Consider the following 14,899-nt stretch of genomic DNA (forward strand, 5'->3'; position numbering starts at 1 on the left):
ATGCGGGCACGCGATCGGCTTGGCACGCCCTGGCCCTGGATTGCGCTCGCGGTGTTCATTGCCGTCATCGCACCGCTGGCGATCGAGCTCTACCGCATCGATTTCCTGCCGCTGACCTATGTCGCGGGTCGCAATGAATGGGTCATGGCCCACCGCGCCCGCCTCTATTACATCGGCGTCCAGTTGGCGGGACTGACGGGTTTCGTCGCCGTTCTCTCCATATCCGGCCTGCTGCGACGCGGCACGCCGCCCGGCGGCCTGGACGAGGCACCTGTCGAGCCACGGGCTCTCCATTATCTGCTGTGGATGGGGCTCGGGCCGGCGATCCTGATGATGGTGGCGTCGCTGTTCACCGGCGCGGGCGAGGCGTGGGGCGCGCCGATGTACAATCTTTTCGGCGTCGTGGCGATTGCCTGCCTCGGCGGCCGGCTCGGCATCTCAGAACTGCGCAGGCTGGCTGCCTGTGCCGGGGTTTGCATCGTCGTCATGTCGGGAGCGTATGCGGCGACCCGCGCGACCGCCTGCGGGGCGATCGGACATCTGGAGCCTGTCTGCTGGCCGGCGCAATTGATATCCGATGAAGCCGAAACGGTTTGGCACGAGGCAACCAAGGCTCGCCTGGGGATCGTCGGCGGCGACGACGCTCTGGCTATGCTTGCCGGTCTCAACGCCCGTGACAGACCGTCGATCTTCACCGGCCTCGACATGCGGCTGGCGCCATGGATCACGCCGGAACGGCTGCGGGACCAGGGCATGCTGCTGGTCTGGTCGGGCAGCGAGGCGCCGCCCGGGCTGCGGCCCTGGGTCGGGGCCTTGCCTGTCAAGACCGTGCTGGTCGACTGGTCGCGCGTGGCGCCGCCGGTGCCGGTCAATTTCGCGGTCATGCTGCCCGGCACGCACAAGCCGTCCGACAGGACGCCGCCCGACCCCGGAAACCAGGATCGGTGAGTGAAAAAGTGGCCGGTGGGCGCTTCTGGAACTCCGAGACAGCTTGCTCCGCTCGATTCGAGCCGAGGCGTTTCAATGCCGACTGGACGAACTGGCCGCCAATGCCCATTTATGGAAGCACCAATCTGGTTTGCGTAACTCCGGCTGCACGTGCGAAGCCGGGATTGCCTTCAAAGGAGATGTGCTATGGCGACTTCCACCGAACGCGCAGTGCTGGCCGGCGGCTGCTTCTGGGGCATGCAAGACCTGATCCGGCGTTATCCAGGCGTTACCTCCACCCGTGTCGGCTATACCGGCGGCGACGTCGCCAATGCCACCTACCGCAACCATGGCAGCCATGCTGAAGCCATCGAGATCAACTTCGATCCGGCCGTGATCAGCTATCGTACGCTGCTCGAGCGCTTTTTCCAGATCCACGATCCGACGACCCGCAACCGCCAGGGCAACGATGTCGGGTTGAGTTATCGCTCGGCGATCTACTACACGACAGACGAACAAAAGCGTGTGGCCGAAGACACCATCGCCGATGTCGATGCCTCCGGCCTGTGGCCGGGCAAGGTGGTGACCGAAATCGCGCCGGTGGGTCCGTTCTGGGAGGCCGAGCCCGAGCATCAGGACTATCTCGAGAAATACCCCAACGGCTACACCTGCCACTTCGTCAGGCCGGGCTGGAAGCTGCCGGTCCGCGCGGAGGCTGTTTCATAATCTGGCGCGGTCTCACGGATGAGGCGGAGTGAGAATCCCGGCCACGCGACTCCGCTTACGGCGGTTTTTGTTCTCGATATCTCCGCTTCCACCGGCCCGCTCCTTGCCGGCTGGCTGGAGGCCGGCCACCGGATTGGCGCAATCGTCGTGCCTGCCTTTCGACGTCGACCCCAAGGCCTCACCATCGGCAATTTTCGCAGGCGGCTGAAACGCAGGTTCCTGCTCAGCCGCTACATTGGGGCCGCCCGGGTCAAGCTGATTGAATTCGGTCGTCCTTACGACTGGGAAAAGCTCGGGCGAGAATTGGCGGGAGGGCAGGCGGACGTGCTGATCTGCCATGCTTTTCCCAACCGGATACCGGCGGACCTGCTTGGCGGGTTTGCGATGGGCGGGCTCAATCTCCATCCGGCCCTGTTGCCTGCCTATCGCGGTCCGCATCCGATTCATCGCCTCGTCGTGGATGGCCTTCATGCCAGTCATGGCGGGGTCACCCTGCACAAGATGTCCGCCGGTTTCGACGAGGGCGACATTGTTGCTCAAGTGACTTTTTCAAATGCGGATTGGGCGTCGACTGAGATCTTGGCCGACCGCATCGCAACCGCAATGCGAATGCTGGTGAGCGAGGCGGCGCCGGCGTATTGCCGCGGTCTGTTGCCGGGCGAACCGCAGCCAGCCGGAGATTTTGCCTGGGCACGGCTGGAATCCCGTCACCTGATGATCGCAGCCACCATGTCGATCGACCACGTCGCGCGCTTGTGGCGGGTGATGGGAATGATGCCTGGCATCTATATTGCGAGCGGCGGCTCGAAGGTCAGGCTGGGGCTCCGGATCGCAAGACTTGGTCCTCCGACAGGGGAGCCTCCGGTCAAGCGATGGGGAACCGTGGTCTTCGACCTGGCGGATGGCAGGGTATTGCACCTGACATATACTCGTCTCGTCAAGCGGTTGGTGCATTTGAAAAGGCTGGTCGCCCGGGTGCCGCCAAGAACATCGCCCCTTGAGATACGGACCTTCGGCAAGGTGCCCCCAGACGGCGGCCACACGCTTCCATGAGAAAAAGTCGCCGGGCATGCGCCCGGCGGCTTTTTTCTGTTTCTGAAGTGCTGTCTACTTGCCGCAATTGCTGTCGTTCACCGTCGGTGCGGTGGCATTGCCGCTGGCATCCGCCTGGGCGCCCTGCGGGTTGGTCGGGCAATTCTGATCGGCGTTCGAGTTCATCGCGCCCGTGGTGCCGGTGGTGCTGTTGGTGGCGGCTGGATCAACAGGGGCCGGCGACGCCGGGGTATTCGGGTCAACCGTAACCGACTGGCCGCTGCCGCCCGAGCCGTCGGCGCCGTTTGAGTTGGCGCTCTGCGCCATTGCGGACGTTGCAAGGGCAACCGTGAAGGCCGAAGCCGCGAGGATTTTCATGAACATGGTCTGTCTCCATCTCTGTGATCTCGTCGCGTTGCGACTGAGGAGACAATCTCGCGGGCCATTGATGGTTCCCAAAAAGTTCTTTCCTGGAACGCCAACAAAGCCGCCAAGCAAACCCTGGCGCCCGCTATTCTTCCATAATGCACAATCCGCAACAGGTCATGCACCTTCCCGGAGAGGGCCTGCCTCGTGATTTGTTGCCACGTCTGGAGAATCTTGCTTCCGGTGGAACGCTAGCGCGCTGAAAGCGTTCACACCCCCAGCAACATCCGGATGTCGAGATGTTGAACCCGGCGCACCAGCGCCTACAGGAGCGGGAAGACCATGAGCTTAGGAACCATACTAATCGTTATTCTTGTCATTGCCCTGCTAGGGGGTTTCAGCGGCATCGGCGGCGGACCTTTTTACGGAACAGGCTATTATGGCGGCGGTGGTCTCGGGCTCGTGCTCCTCATCATAATCGTGCTTGTCGTGCTTGGACGAATTTAGCCAGCGAGACCAAATGTTTCAGGGGTGGATCGTAACCGGATTGTGATGCAAGCGGTCCGGCTTGTGATCCCGGATCGCCGGCTGGTTTGGTATGGTCGTCACGGTCCACCTCCCCCGTGGAACAAGAGCGTGAAGGTCCCACCCTTCACCCTCCTCCAAGACCCGCTTCGGCTCCGCCGCGGCGGGTTTTGCTTTTTGGGGGAGGGAACCCTCGGGCCCCTGATATCGTTGGCATGGCAATGTCAGTGACACTCCGCACCACTCTCTGCGAAATCCGCGATGACCTTCACGGCCTTCGGCGCATGGTGGCCGCTCGCGGCCATATAGAGACCATCCAGGGGATCGATGCCTTGATCGGTGTGGCCGAAGCCGAAGCAATCAGGATCATTGCACGCATCGATCGCATCAACTGACTGGCAGCCTAGGTAACAGCTTGCCGGATTGCCACGGCTTACGCCGCTCTTGGCACTCGCGAGGTGAACGTCGCACGGGTCACCGACACAGTGGTGCCGTGGGCATCGCTTGCAACATCCAGCTTGGCTTCCAGCTGCTTGACCAGCGCTTCGACGATGGCCGTTCCAAGTCCGGTGGCAGGAACGTCGTTGGCGACCTTGCCGACGCCATTGTCCGAAACAATCAGTTTCCAGTCGCTGTCAGCCGTCTCGAAGCTGACATGAATGAGGGCGCCGGCCCTTTCCCTGGGAAAGGCATATTTGATGGCGTTCAGAACGAGTTCGGTGACAATCAGTCCGAGGCTGACAGCGCGTTGCGAGTCCATCTTGCCGCCTTCGGCCGTAACGGCGACCTCGATAGGCTGTGCCTCGCCAATCATCGATGAGGCGAGACTGCCGCACAGTTTCGAGAGATAGGAACCGACATCGATCTCGTCGATCCCGGCCGAAGTATGCAAATGGCGTTGCACTTCCGCGACCGACAGCACGCGCTGATGGGCATCCTTCAGGTGCTGGCGTGTCTCTTCCGATGTAACGGATCGGGCCTTCAACAACAGGATGCTGGCAATGATCTGCAGGCTGTTGGCGACCCGATGTTCCATCTCGCGCAGCAGCACATCCTTCTGCAGCAGCAGGTCCTCGGTGCGGCTGAGCAATTCTTCCTTTTCCCGCTCGATGACGCGACGCGCGGTTATGTCGTTGAAGGCGAGAAGGATGGTGATCGCCTGACTGTTGTCGTAAAGCACCTTGCGGGCATTGAGCAGCATGGTGCGGCGACCTATCCGCGGAAAATCGTGCTCGACTTCGAAGCCGTCCATGGCGGTCTGCTCGGGGATAATGGTCTCAAGCAACAGCCGAAGTGCCGGAATATCCCACTGACCGTCGCCTAGCGCATACAAAAGAGCGCCCTGGGTCTGTTCGGGGTCGACGTCGAATATCCTGTAGAACGAGCGGCTGGCCGCCAGGACGCGAAACTGCTCGTCGAGAATGAGAAAGGGCTCGGTGATCGTATTGACGATGGCCTGCGCCAGCGTCTGCGCGTCTTCGTTGTTCGCGATAGGGTGAAACATGAGCGCAGCCGGCCGAACAGCGTTTTGCCGTTCCAAGCGTTCACATTATACACCCGCCCCGTGGTTGTCTCGATTTTAATCCAGCAGGCACTGGGACGTGATCTCCCCGGTGGGTACCGCCACTCTGTTTTAGCGTCCCGGAGGAAGATGTCGGAGACCGCTGTGGGGGCAAAGTAAAAAGGCGGGCTCGCGCCCGCCTTTCTGCACAGTCTTGTCGTTTCTCGCAAATTCGTCAGTTCGCGCCGCCAAGCTGCTTGGTCTTGGCACAGAAATTATCATGTGACTTGCCAATGACGCTATCGCCACAATCCTTGGTCATCGCTGTGCGGTCATCTTCAGTCAGCGCAAGCCAGGCCTTCTTGAACTCATCATCGGAACGCATCGTCTTCATGTCGGCGTCGGTATAGAACGACCCCATCTTTGCCGGATCGTCAAGGGAAGACGTCCCGGTGTTGCCGCCAGCCAGCACCGAGCCGGTCGTCATTGCAAGCGCCATGGCGCCCATGGTGAGCATCTTGAAATTCATCTGAAGATTCCTCTCTGTGGAGGTCATTGGAATAAACGACCTGCATTCAAACGAGATCGAGGGAGAACAGTTCCCTGAGGCGGATATATTATAACGCGATATCGGATGTTCATATTGCCCAGCGTCATATTGGCAGCCCAGACAAGTCATCTATATAGGGAACGTTAAGCATGATCGAGACAGGGGTGATAACCACAGTCTGATGCCGGCTAAAGGCTGCCTCGTTCCGTCGGCTCGGAACCTATCACGATTGCGGAAATTGGTTCGTCACGTCCGATTGGGAGGTTGCGGGTGCAAGACCAACATTTCGACGAGCCGGTCAGGATTGCGCTTGGGCGAGCGGGAAGAACGGTCTTCAATGTGGAGCGCGTTGCCCAGGCCGCCGATATCCTAATTAACCGATGGCCGGTCGCGACGGGACAGAGGCACACTGTCGCGCGCAAGGCTTGCCTGGCCGTGCTGGAGGGCAAGAGGGAAGCATGGGTGGCCCGTGCTGCCTTCCTCGATGCGGCGATCGAGGCGGATATCCTCGTTGAGGCCCGCGCGACGCCAGCGCCCTTGAGTGTCGGCCCCGCCTGATTTCCAACTCGATCGGCCGAGCTTTGGTTATCGGAATGCCTCTAAAGCGTTCTCGACGACATCTCCGCACGCGCCGCCGTGCGCACCTCCGGCAGGCGTTGACACATCCTTGTCGTGCCTATATTGAACAGGACTATACAGGTTCAATGAACAGGTACCCATATGAAGCGGCGCGCGGTTCAGCTGTCTCCCGGTACGGGTAAGCCCGAGCAGATCGCTACCGTTCTCGAACATGAAATCCGCTCTGGCGTTCTCGGTTTCGGTGACCGCCTGCAAAGCGAGAACGAGCTCGTCCAGCGCTTTTCCGTCAGTCGCAACACTATCCGCAAGGGCCTGGAGGAATTGTCCAGCCGAGGCCTGATCACCACCAAGGTCGGCATCGGCTCCTTCGTCACTTTCGACGGCAAGCCGGTCGACGACGCGATCGGCTGGTCAAGGGCGCTGGCCAATGCGGGCGCCAATGCCGAGACCAGGACGCTGCGGCTGGAAGTGATCGAGGACGCGGACCTCGCCACGCTTCTTGGTATCGAAAGCCCGTTGTTCATCGCTGTGGACCGCGTTCGCACCAATGCCAGCGACGGCCATGCGATCTCGATCGAGCGCAGCCGCTTGCCGCTGTCGGCGGAACTCGAAGATGTCCCGCTGCGCGGCCTGCGCGAGGGCTCGCTGCACCGGACGCTGCGTGCGGCAGGCCTCATCCCCGATCATGGCGAGGAGTGGGTCGGCATCGAGATGCTCAATGCCGAGGACGCCGCCATCCTCGGCTGCCCGCTGGGCACACCCTTCCTGCGCGGACGCCGGCTGACCCGTGCGGCCGACGACCGGCCGATCGAATATGTGACCAGCCTGCTCAACCCGGCGCATTTCGCGCTTCACATGAGGTTCTGAGCCATGGCGGACGCCGTCAACGACATGCTCGACCGGGCGATGGGCGCGCTCGTCGGCGGAGCGCTGGGAGACGCGCTCGGCATGCCGACGCAGCTTCTGTCGCCGGCCCGGATTGCCGAACTCTATGGTCATGTCGACGATTTCGTAGCGCCCTTCGCCGAACATCCCGTCTCCAAGGGGCTCGCGGCCGGGACCATCACCGACGATACCGAGCAGGCGCTGTTGCTCGGCCGCATCCTGGTCGAGTCCGGCGAGCGCTTCGACCATAAGCGTTGGGTCAATGCGCTGCTCGACTGGGAGCGCGAGGTCAAGGCGCGCGGCAGCTACGATCTGCTGGGGCCGTCGACCAAGCGCGCCATCGATGCCATCAACAATGGCGTGCCGGCCGAGGAGGCCGGGCGCAGCGGCGACACCAATGGGGCTGCCATGCGCATCGCGCCGGTTGGCATCATGATGCCGCTGGAGCCGCTCGATGCATTCGTTGCCAAGGTGGCGGAGACTTGCCGGGCGACCCACAACACCACGATCGCCATCGCCTCGGCCAGCGCGGTTGCGGCCGCCGTCAGCCGTGGCATCGAGGGCGGCGACTGGCGCGCGGCTTGCGACAGGGCAGTTGCCGCGGCGCGGCAAGGGGCGACGCTCGGCAATTGGGTCACCGGGGGCGACATCGCCGCGCGCATCGTCTGGGCGCAAGACCTGGTGCGCGGCAAGGCGATGAGGGATGCGATCCGGCTGATCACCGACCTCGTCGGCACCGGGGTCGCCAGCCAGGAATCGGTGCCCGCGGCCTTCGCCGTACTGGAAGTGGCCGATGGCGATCCCTGGCGTGCCGCGGTCATCAGCGCCAATCTCGGCGGCGACACCGACACGATCGGCGCCATCGCGGCCGGCATGGCCGGCGCCTGCACCGGCTTTTCACGATTGCCGCAACAACACATCGCCAGGCTTGTCGGTGTCGACCTCGTGGAGGTTCGCGTACTTGCGGAGGACCTCGTCACGGCGCGGCTGGCGAAAGCCCGCTCCGGCAAGGACGCTGCGGCATGAGCGGGCGCCTCATCCACATCGGCAGCGCCGTGGTGGACTACGTCTACCGCGTCGACGCCTTGCCGGCAGCCGGCACGGAAAAAACCGCATCGAGCTTCGCCCAGGTCGCCGGCGGCGGCTTCAACATGATGGTCGCGGCCGCCCGAACGGGCATGAAAGTGGCGTTCGGCGGCCAACTCGGCAGCGGACCGAACGGCGACTTCCTGCGCACCGCCTTTGCCGCCGAGGGCATCGAGGTGCTGACGCCGCCATCGCCGGTCATGGACAGCGGCAATTGCGTTGCCATGATCTCGAGCGATGCCGAACGCACTTTCGTCTCATGGCCCGGCGCGGAAAGCGTGCTCAGCCTCGACATGATGGCGCCGGTGTCGGCCTCGGCCGGAGACTGGGTGTTCACCTCGGGCTACACGCTGAGCTACCCCGGCAGCCGTGAGGCGTTGACCGGCTGGATCGAAGCGCTGCCTCCCGAAACGCCTTTCGTCTTCGATCCAACGCCTGTCGTCGCGGACATTCCACGCCCGATCCTGTCAAGGGTGCTCACCCGCACGACCTGGCTGAGCTGCAACACCGCCGAGGCCAGCGAGATCGCCGGTCCAGGCGAGGTCGAAGCGGTCGCGGCACGACTGCTGGCCGACCATTGCCCGAAGGCTGCTGGCGTCATCATCCGTGCCGCGGCCAAGGGCTGTCATGTGCGGTTGGCCGACGGCACGGCGCAAACCATTCCCGGCTTCAGGGTTGCCGCCGTCGACACCAATGGCGCCGGCGATACCCATATCGGCGCTTTCGTCAGCGCGCTGGCGCGTGGGGTGCCGGCCTTCGAGGCGGCACGCTATGCCAATGCGGCGGCCGCCATTTCGGTGACCCGCCATGGTGGCTCATCGGCGCCGATCGACAGCGAAATCCAGACTTTCCTGATCCTGGCGGCCGAGACCGGCGCGTCGGGTCAGAACCAGAAGGCCCATCAGACAGCCTGACAAGCCCCGCCAAGCGGGCAAACAAAGAGAGGAACCAACATGCGCATGCCAAGACTGACTGCTCTGCTGACGGCGACCGCCGTCTTCACCACCGCGCTCACGCTGGCCGCCAGTGCCGCCGAAGTGCATGTGCTCAACTGGAAAGGCTATGGCGCCGACGAGCCCTGGGCCGTAGCCGCCTTCGAGAAGGCGACCGGCAACAAGGTCGTCAACGACTTCTTCAATTCCGAACAGGAAATGCTGACGAAGATCCGCACCAATCCCGGCCTTTACGACGTGGTCATGATCAACGCCGCCTTCAACGACCAGGCGATGGCCGAAAAGCTGATCCAGCCGATCGACGTCTCGAAGCTGCCCAACTATGCCAATATCAGCCCCGACAAGGCGGGCTCGCCAATGCTCGACCATGACGGCAAGGTCTATGGCGTGCCGTGGGTCTGGGGCCTGACGGCGCTCGCCATCAACGAGAAGTCCTTCGACAAGCCGCCGACGTCGATCGCCGAAATGTGGGATCCCGCGCACAAGGGCCGCGTCATCATCCGCGACGACGCCGTCGAGGCGGTGCAGTTCGGCGCCATCGCCACCGGACAGAACATCAACGACATCAAGGATATGGACGCGGTCAAGACGAAGCTCACTTCGCTGATGCCGCAGATCAAGACCTTCTGGAGCTCCGAGAACGACTGGAACCAGATGGCGGCCTCCAACCAGATCGACATCGGCACCTATTGGAGCGGGTCGGCCGACCGCGCCAAGACCCATTTCAAGCTGCCGGTCTCGCTGGTCATTCCGAAGGAGGGCGCGGTCGCCTGGCTTGATGCTTTTTCGATCCCGGCCGGTTCCAAGAATGTCGCCGGCGCCGAGGCGTTCATCAACTACATGATCGACCCGAAATTCTACGTCGAATGGGTCACCAAGGTCGGCGCGCCGGTTTCGGCCAACACCAAGGCCGTCGAGGCGCTGCCTGAGGATGCCTTCAACCGCAAGGTGATGGGCGATCCGGAGGTTGCCAAGCGCATCCAGTTCCAGGCGCCGATCACCGACGCGCAGCGCGAGGCCTATCTGGCGCTCTGGCAACAGCTCAAGGTCGACGTGAAGTAGATTTGCGTCCGGGCCAGCCGGCGGTCCGCGCCGGCTGGCCGTTGCAATCCTGGGGAGGAGGGTCTCATGGCGGTACAGGGAGCGGTCGCGTCGCGCAGCGGATTGAGATCGGCCCTGCAGCTGCTGGCGCCCGCCTATCTGTGGCTGACGGTGGCGATCTTCCTGCCACTCTCGGCCATGGTCTTCTTCTCGTTCATGACCGACCTGCCGTTGTCGGGAAAGCCGTGGGCGTTCACGCTCGGCAACTATGCCGCCTTCTTTTCACAGAGACTTTATCTGACATTGCTGCTCGCCTCGCTGCGCCTCGGCCTCGAAGTGACGCTGTGGTGCATCGTCATCGGCTACCCAGCCGCCTACGTGCTGGCCAAGGTGCTGAAGGGTCGTAGCCGCGAGGCGATCTTCCTGCTGGTCATCCTGCCGTTCTGGTCGAATGGGCTGGTGCGTATCTTTTCCTGGGCAATGGTGCTGCGCGAAGGCGGCATCCTCGACACGGCGCTCAATGCCGTGCTGCCGTTCAAGATCAACATCGATCTGATGTATTCCTATCCGGCGGTGATCATCGGCCTGGTGCACTCCTACGTGCCCTACATGGTGCTGACCTGCTATCTCACCCTGCAAGCCATCGACGACTCGCTGATCGAGGCCGGGCGCTCGCTCGGCGCTTCGCGCTTGCAGGTGCTGAAGCGGGTGATCATTCCGTTGTCGATGCCAGGGCTGGTGGCGGGCGCCGCACTGATCTTCGTTCCGGTCGTCGGCTCGTTCATGGAGCCGCGCATCCTTGGCGGCCGCACCGGCACCTTCTACGGCACGGTGATCGAGGACCAGTTCGTCGCCGTGTTCAACTGGCCGCTGGGGGCAGCCCTGTCCTTCATCCTGCTGGCCGTGGTGCTGGTCATCCTGGCGATCGCCTCGCCGGTGCTGCGGAGGGTTGCCTGATGGCGACCACACGTATCCTCGAATGGCTGGGTCGCCTCTACATCGGGCTGCTGCTCGCCTTTCTCTACCTGCCCATCATCATCATGGCGCTGATGTCGTTCAACGTCTCGCCCTTCTACCAGTTGCCGTTCGAGTGGACGACGGAATGGTACGCTTCGCTGTGGCAGAACGAGCAGCTGATCTCGGCAACGCGCAACAGCATCGAGATCGCGGTCATCACCACGCTCATCTGCGTGGTGCTCGGCTCGGCGGCGTCGCTGGCGATGTTCCGCTACGAATTCCGCGGCAAGAAATTCCTCCAGGCGCTGCTGTTTCCGCCGATCGCGATTCCGTGGCTGATCACCGGCACGGCGATGCTGATCTTCTTCTTCGGCGTCGGCATCGGGCGCGGCCTGTTCGCCATCCTGCTCGGCCATGTCGCGCTGGCGCTGCCCTATGTCATCGTCGTCGTTTCGGCCCGGCTGCAGACCTTCGCCCCGGAACTGGAGGAGGCTGCGCGCTCGCTCGGCGCCAACCAGTGGCAGGTGACGCGGCGCGTCACGCTGCCCTGGATCATGCCTGGCGTGATCGCAGGCGGGCTGTTTGCCTTTGCGGTGTCGTTCGACCAGTTCGTCGTTTCTTACTTCCTGGCGACCCCCGGCCAGACGACGCTGCCGGTCGAGATCTACGCCGCGATCCGCAAGGGGTTCACGCCCGAAATCAATGCGGTGTCGACCATCATCATCGTCGTGTCGATGGCGCTGATGCTGCTCACGGCGCGCTTCTTCAAATTCGGCGGAGAAAAATAATGGCCGGCGTGCAGGTTTCGAACGTCTCGCGCAGTTTCGGCGCCCACAAGGCGCTGGACGACGTCTCCATCGATTTCGCCGATGGCGGCTTCTATGCGCTGCTCGGCCCTTCGGGCAGCGGCAAGACCACGCTGCTCAGGCAGATCGCCGGTTTCGACTTCCCTGACGCCGGACGCATCTCCATCGGCGGCGAGAGCGTCGAGCGGGTGCCCGTCGAGAAGCGGCGCATCGGCATGGTGTTCCAGAATTACGCGTTGTTTCCGAACATGAGCGTTGCCGACAATGTCGCCTTCGGCCTTTCGGTGCGCGGCGAGGCCAAGGTGGTGATCGCCACGGAAGTGCAGCGCGCGCTGGATCTGGTGCAACTGGGCAAACTTGGCGGCCGGCGTCCGCACCAGTTGTCCGGCGGCCAGCGCCAGCGTGTCGCGCTCGCCCGCGCCATCGTCACCAAGCCGCGCGTGCTGCTGCTCGACGAGCCGCTTGGCGCGCTCGACAAGGCGCTGCGTGTCGACATGCAGATCGAGCTCAAGCGCATCCAGCGCGAGATCGGCATCACCACCATCTTCGTCACCCACGACCAGGAGGAGGCGCTGACGATGAGCGACCGCATCGGCATCCTGCGCGACGGCAGGCTGGTGCAGGAAGGCCCACCGGAGGAAATCTACGACCGGCCAAGGAGCGAGTTCGCCGCTACCTTCCTCGGCGACGCCAACATCTTCCGCGGCGACGCGACCGGCAACGGCATCCGGTTGCCGGACGGCATGGCGATTGCAGCCGGCGCGGGTCCGACGCTCGCCGCCGGAACCAAGGCGAGCTGTGCCGTGCGGCCCGAGCGCATACAAATCGGCATCGATGGCGGGGTTACGGATACCGCCAATGCCAACGTGCTCAAGGGCCAGGTTTCCAAGCGCATCTTCGCCGGCAACAACAGTACGTACTTTGTCGAGCGTGCCGGCCAGACGCTGAAGGTGATCGTGCAGAATACGGGCGCCGACAGGCTGGCGGAAGGACAGGACGTGGTGCTGCGCTGGTCGCCGGAGAGCACGGTGTTGATCCCGGCGGGCTGAAGGGCCAGCTCCCAACTGGGGAGGTTGAGTTCCCGCCCACCCCCCTCTGGCCTGCCGGCCATCTCCCCCGCAAGGGGGGAGATCGGCTGCGTCCGCGCCGCTGCTCTTCCCGCAGCGTTGAAAATTTGCGAAGGCAGAGAGCACGGCCAATCTCCCCCCTTGCGGGGGAGATGCCCGGCAGGGCAGAGGGGGGTGCTGTCCCGCCGACGGTCGACTAAGCGGCTTGGAGTATCGATGACGCTTGAACTGACCGCACAGGACCTATCCATGCTCGACGGCGAGCGCGGCCCATCGTCCGCCGCAGCGATGAAAATCCTCGTCGCCTTTTCCAACGCGGTCGGCGCCGGCAGCCTGCTCGACATATCCGGGGCCCATATCGATGGCTGCCTTTACCACGGCAAGGCCGGCCTTGATTTCGTCGAAAGGCTGGTCGAAGGCGGCGGGCGCGTGCAGGTGCCGACGACTCTCAATGTCGGTTCGTTCGACCTCATCCACCCCGGCATGGTGAAGATGCCGGCGGCGGAGGAAGTACCGGCAAGGCGGCTGATGACGGCGCACATGGAGCTTGGCTGCGAGGCGACGTTCACCTGCGCACCCTACCAGTCGCGCTTCCGACCGCAGTTCGGGCAGCAGATCGCCTGGGGCGAATCCAATGCCATCGTGTTTGCCAATTCGGTCATCGGCGCGCGCACCAACCGCTATGGTGATTTCATCGATTTGTGCTGCGCCATGACCGGGCGGGCGCCGGCCTGGGGGCTTCATCTGAGCGAGAACCGGCGTGGGCGCGTCCTCTTCGAGCTGGACATCACCAACCCGGAGCCGGGCGACAGCCTGTTCGTCGGCGTCGGGCTGATCATCGGGCAGGCGAGCGGCGATCGCATCCCGGTGGTATCAGGCCTGCCACAACCGCGTGATGAGGATCAGTTGAAAGCGCTGGGCGCGGCGGCGGCGACGACCGGCGCCGTGGCGTTGTTCCATGCGGTCGGCATCACGCCGGAAGCCGGGACGCTCGATGAGGCGTTCCACGGCCATGCGCCGGAAGAGACGATCCGCATCACCCGTGCCGATATCGACCATGCGCTGGCCAGGCTGTCGACCGTGCCGGATGGCGCGCCGCTTTCGGCGGTGTCTCTGGGCACGCCGCATTTCTCGCATGAGGAATGGATGCGCCTGTTGCCGTTGCTGCGCGCGGTTGCACCGGGCAGGGGCATCCCGATCTATGTCAACACCGGCCGCGCTACATTGACCCGGCTGCAGGAAGAGGGCGCGCTGGCCGGCATGGAGGCTTTCGGCCTGATCCCGGTCGCCGATACCTGCACCTATGTCACGTCGATCCTGAAGCGGCTCGACGGCGTGGTGATGACCAATTCCGGCAAATGGGCACATTACGCGCCCGGCAATATCGGCGTGACGGTCGCCTTCGCCGACATGAAGGATTGCATCCGCTCCGCCGCGGCCGGGCATGTCGTGCGGAGCGCCTCATGACGCGACCGGTGGAGCGACCCGGGACCTTTCTGGTGGTTGGCGAGGGCGAGGGAGAGGCGCTGGTGTTTTCGCAGGCGCTCAGCTTCTGGGGCGGCATCGATGCGGCGACGGGTGAAATCATCGATCACTCCCATCCCGGCCTCGGCCAGAACGTCGCCGGCAAGATTCTCGTTATGCCCAGCGGGCGCGGCTCGTCATCGTCATCGTCGGTGTTGGCCGAGGCGATCCGCAGGGGCACGGCACCGGCCGGCATCCTGATCGAGCGGCCGGACCCGATCCTGGCGGTGGGGGCGATCGTCGCCGAATTTCTCTATGAGATACGCATGCCGCTGGTTGTATGTGCTATCGCGGACTTTGTTTCCGGCGACCGGGTTGTGATTGGTGTTCGCGAAGACGGCGGGGCGATCGTCCGCAGAACCTGAGAAAGTCCG

The 14,899-nt window shown here is 63.5% G+C and carries 17 protein-coding genes and 1 pseudogene; 15 read left to right on the forward strand and 3 right to left on the reverse strand.

What is annotated here, in order from left to right; genetic code table 11:
- The 3 genes and pseudogenes from WC739_RS12035 to WC739_RS12045 form a co-directional block, all read left to right on the forward strand.
- A pseudogene (locus WC739_RS12035) lies at positions 1 to 948 on the forward strand (glycosyltransferase family 39 protein); the annotation flags it as partial.
- 186 nt (positions 949 to 1,134) lie between these two features.
- A complete protein-coding gene (gene msrA, locus WC739_RS12040) occupies positions 1,135 to 1,653 on the forward strand; it encodes a peptide-methionine (S)-S-oxide reductase MsrA (protein ID WP_372953257.1) in 519 nt (172 codons plus the stop codon).
- A gap of 18 nt (positions 1,654 to 1,671) precedes the next feature.
- Positions 1,672 to 2,706, forward strand: coding sequence for a formyltransferase family protein (locus WC739_RS12045; RefSeq protein WP_372953258.1), 1,035 nt, complete (start codon positions 1,672 to 1,674; stop codon positions 2,704 to 2,706).
- Positions 2,707 to 2,760: 54 nt separating this feature from the next.
- On the opposite strand, the gene WC739_RS12050 is transcribed toward WC739_RS12045, so the two are convergent.
- A complete protein-coding gene (locus tag WC739_RS12050) occupies positions 2,761 to 3,069 on the reverse strand; it encodes a hypothetical protein (protein WP_372953259.1) in 309 nt (102 codons plus the stop codon).
- A gap of 324 nt (positions 3,070 to 3,393) precedes the next feature.
- Here WC739_RS12050 and WC739_RS12055 point away from each other — a divergent pair, with 324 nt between their 5' ends.
- Both WC739_RS12055 and WC739_RS12060 read left to right on the forward strand, forming a co-directional pair.
- Positions 3,394 to 3,558, forward strand: coding sequence for a DUF3309 family protein (locus tag WC739_RS12055; RefSeq protein ID WP_372953260.1), 165 nt, complete (start codon positions 3,394 to 3,396; stop codon positions 3,556 to 3,558).
- Positions 3,559 to 3,797: 239 nt separating this feature from the next.
- On the forward strand, positions 3,798 to 3,971 hold the full coding sequence (locus tag WC739_RS12060; protein WP_372953261.1) for a hypothetical protein: 174 nt from the start codon (positions 3,798 to 3,800) through the stop codon (positions 3,969 to 3,971).
- A gap of 38 nt (positions 3,972 to 4,009) precedes the next feature.
- On the opposite strand, the gene WC739_RS12065 is transcribed toward WC739_RS12060, so the two are convergent.
- Together WC739_RS12065 and WC739_RS12070 are read right to left on the reverse strand one after the other, a co-directional pair.
- Positions 4,010 to 5,080: a sensor histidine kinase gene (locus WC739_RS12065; protein ID WP_372953262.1), complete on the reverse strand. Its 1,071-nt coding sequence runs from the start codon at positions 5,078 to 5,080 to the stop codon at positions 4,010 to 4,012.
- Positions 5,081 to 5,312: 232 nt separating this feature from the next.
- Complete coding sequence (locus tag WC739_RS12070) at positions 5,313 to 5,606, reverse strand: hypothetical protein (protein WP_372953263.1); 294 nt, start codon at positions 5,604 to 5,606, stop codon at positions 5,313 to 5,315.
- 291 nt (positions 5,607 to 5,897) lie between these two features.
- Between WC739_RS12070 and WC739_RS12075 the strand changes: the two genes are divergently transcribed.
- The 10 genes from WC739_RS12075 (at position 5,898) to WC739_RS12120 (ending at position 14,890) form a co-directional block, all read left to right on the forward strand.
- The gene (locus WC739_RS12075) at positions 5,898 to 6,185 is read left to right on the forward strand and encodes a DUF982 domain-containing protein (RefSeq protein ID WP_372953264.1); all 288 of its coding nucleotides are present in this window, start codon (positions 5,898 to 5,900) and stop codon (positions 6,183 to 6,185) included.
- A gap of 162 nt (positions 6,186 to 6,347) precedes the next feature.
- Positions 6,348 to 7,073, forward strand: a complete 726-nt coding sequence (locus WC739_RS12080; protein ID WP_372953265.1) for a GntR family transcriptional regulator — start codon at positions 6,348 to 6,350, stop codon at positions 7,071 to 7,073.
- Between the two features lie 3 nt (positions 7,074 to 7,076).
- Positions 7,077 to 8,117: an ADP-ribosylglycohydrolase family protein gene (locus WC739_RS12085; protein WP_372953266.1), complete on the forward strand. Its 1,041-nt coding sequence runs from the start codon at positions 7,077 to 7,079 to the stop codon at positions 8,115 to 8,117.
- A complete protein-coding gene (locus WC739_RS12090; RefSeq protein WP_372953267.1) occupies positions 8,114 to 9,091 on the forward strand; it encodes a PfkB family carbohydrate kinase in 978 nt (325 codons plus the stop codon). The genes WC739_RS12085 and WC739_RS12090 overlap by 4 nt, the downstream gene beginning before the upstream one ends.
- Before the next feature lie 39 nt (positions 9,092 to 9,130).
- A complete protein-coding gene (locus tag WC739_RS12095; protein ID WP_372953268.1) occupies positions 9,131 to 10,192 on the forward strand; it encodes an ABC transporter substrate-binding protein in 1,062 nt (353 codons plus the stop codon).
- Between the two features lie 66 nt (positions 10,193 to 10,258).
- Positions 10,259 to 11,128 carry an ABC transporter permease gene (locus tag WC739_RS12100; RefSeq protein ID WP_372953269.1) on the forward strand — a complete coding sequence of 290 codons (870 nt, stop codon included), beginning with the start codon at positions 10,259 to 10,261 and terminating at the stop codon, positions 11,126 to 11,128.
- On the forward strand, positions 11,128 to 11,916 hold the full coding sequence (locus tag WC739_RS12105) for an ABC transporter permease (protein ID WP_372953270.1): 789 nt from the start codon (positions 11,128 to 11,130) through the stop codon (positions 11,914 to 11,916). Before WC739_RS12100 ends, WC739_RS12105 begins: the two co-directional genes overlap by 1 nt.
- Positions 11,916 to 12,983, forward strand: coding sequence for an ABC transporter ATP-binding protein (locus WC739_RS12110; protein WP_372953271.1), 1,068 nt, complete (start codon positions 11,916 to 11,918; stop codon positions 12,981 to 12,983). Before WC739_RS12105 ends, WC739_RS12110 begins: the two co-directional genes overlap by 1 nt.
- A 234-nt stretch (positions 12,984 to 13,217) precedes the next feature.
- Positions 13,218 to 14,468, forward strand: coding sequence for an aconitase X (locus WC739_RS12115; RefSeq protein WP_372953272.1), 1,251 nt, complete (start codon positions 13,218 to 13,220; stop codon positions 14,466 to 14,468).
- Positions 14,465 to 14,890 carry an aconitase X swivel domain-containing protein gene (locus WC739_RS12120; protein WP_372953273.1) on the forward strand — a complete coding sequence of 142 codons (426 nt, stop codon included), beginning with the start codon at positions 14,465 to 14,467 and terminating at the stop codon, positions 14,888 to 14,890. Before WC739_RS12115 ends, WC739_RS12120 begins: the two co-directional genes overlap by 4 nt.
- The last annotated feature ends 9 nt before the right edge of the window (positions 14,891 to 14,899 follow it).

It is taken from the genome of Mesorhizobium sp. (assembly GCF_041661565.1).
Taxonomy (GTDB): Bacteria; Pseudomonadota; Alphaproteobacteria; order Rhizobiales; family Rhizobiaceae; genus Mesorhizobium.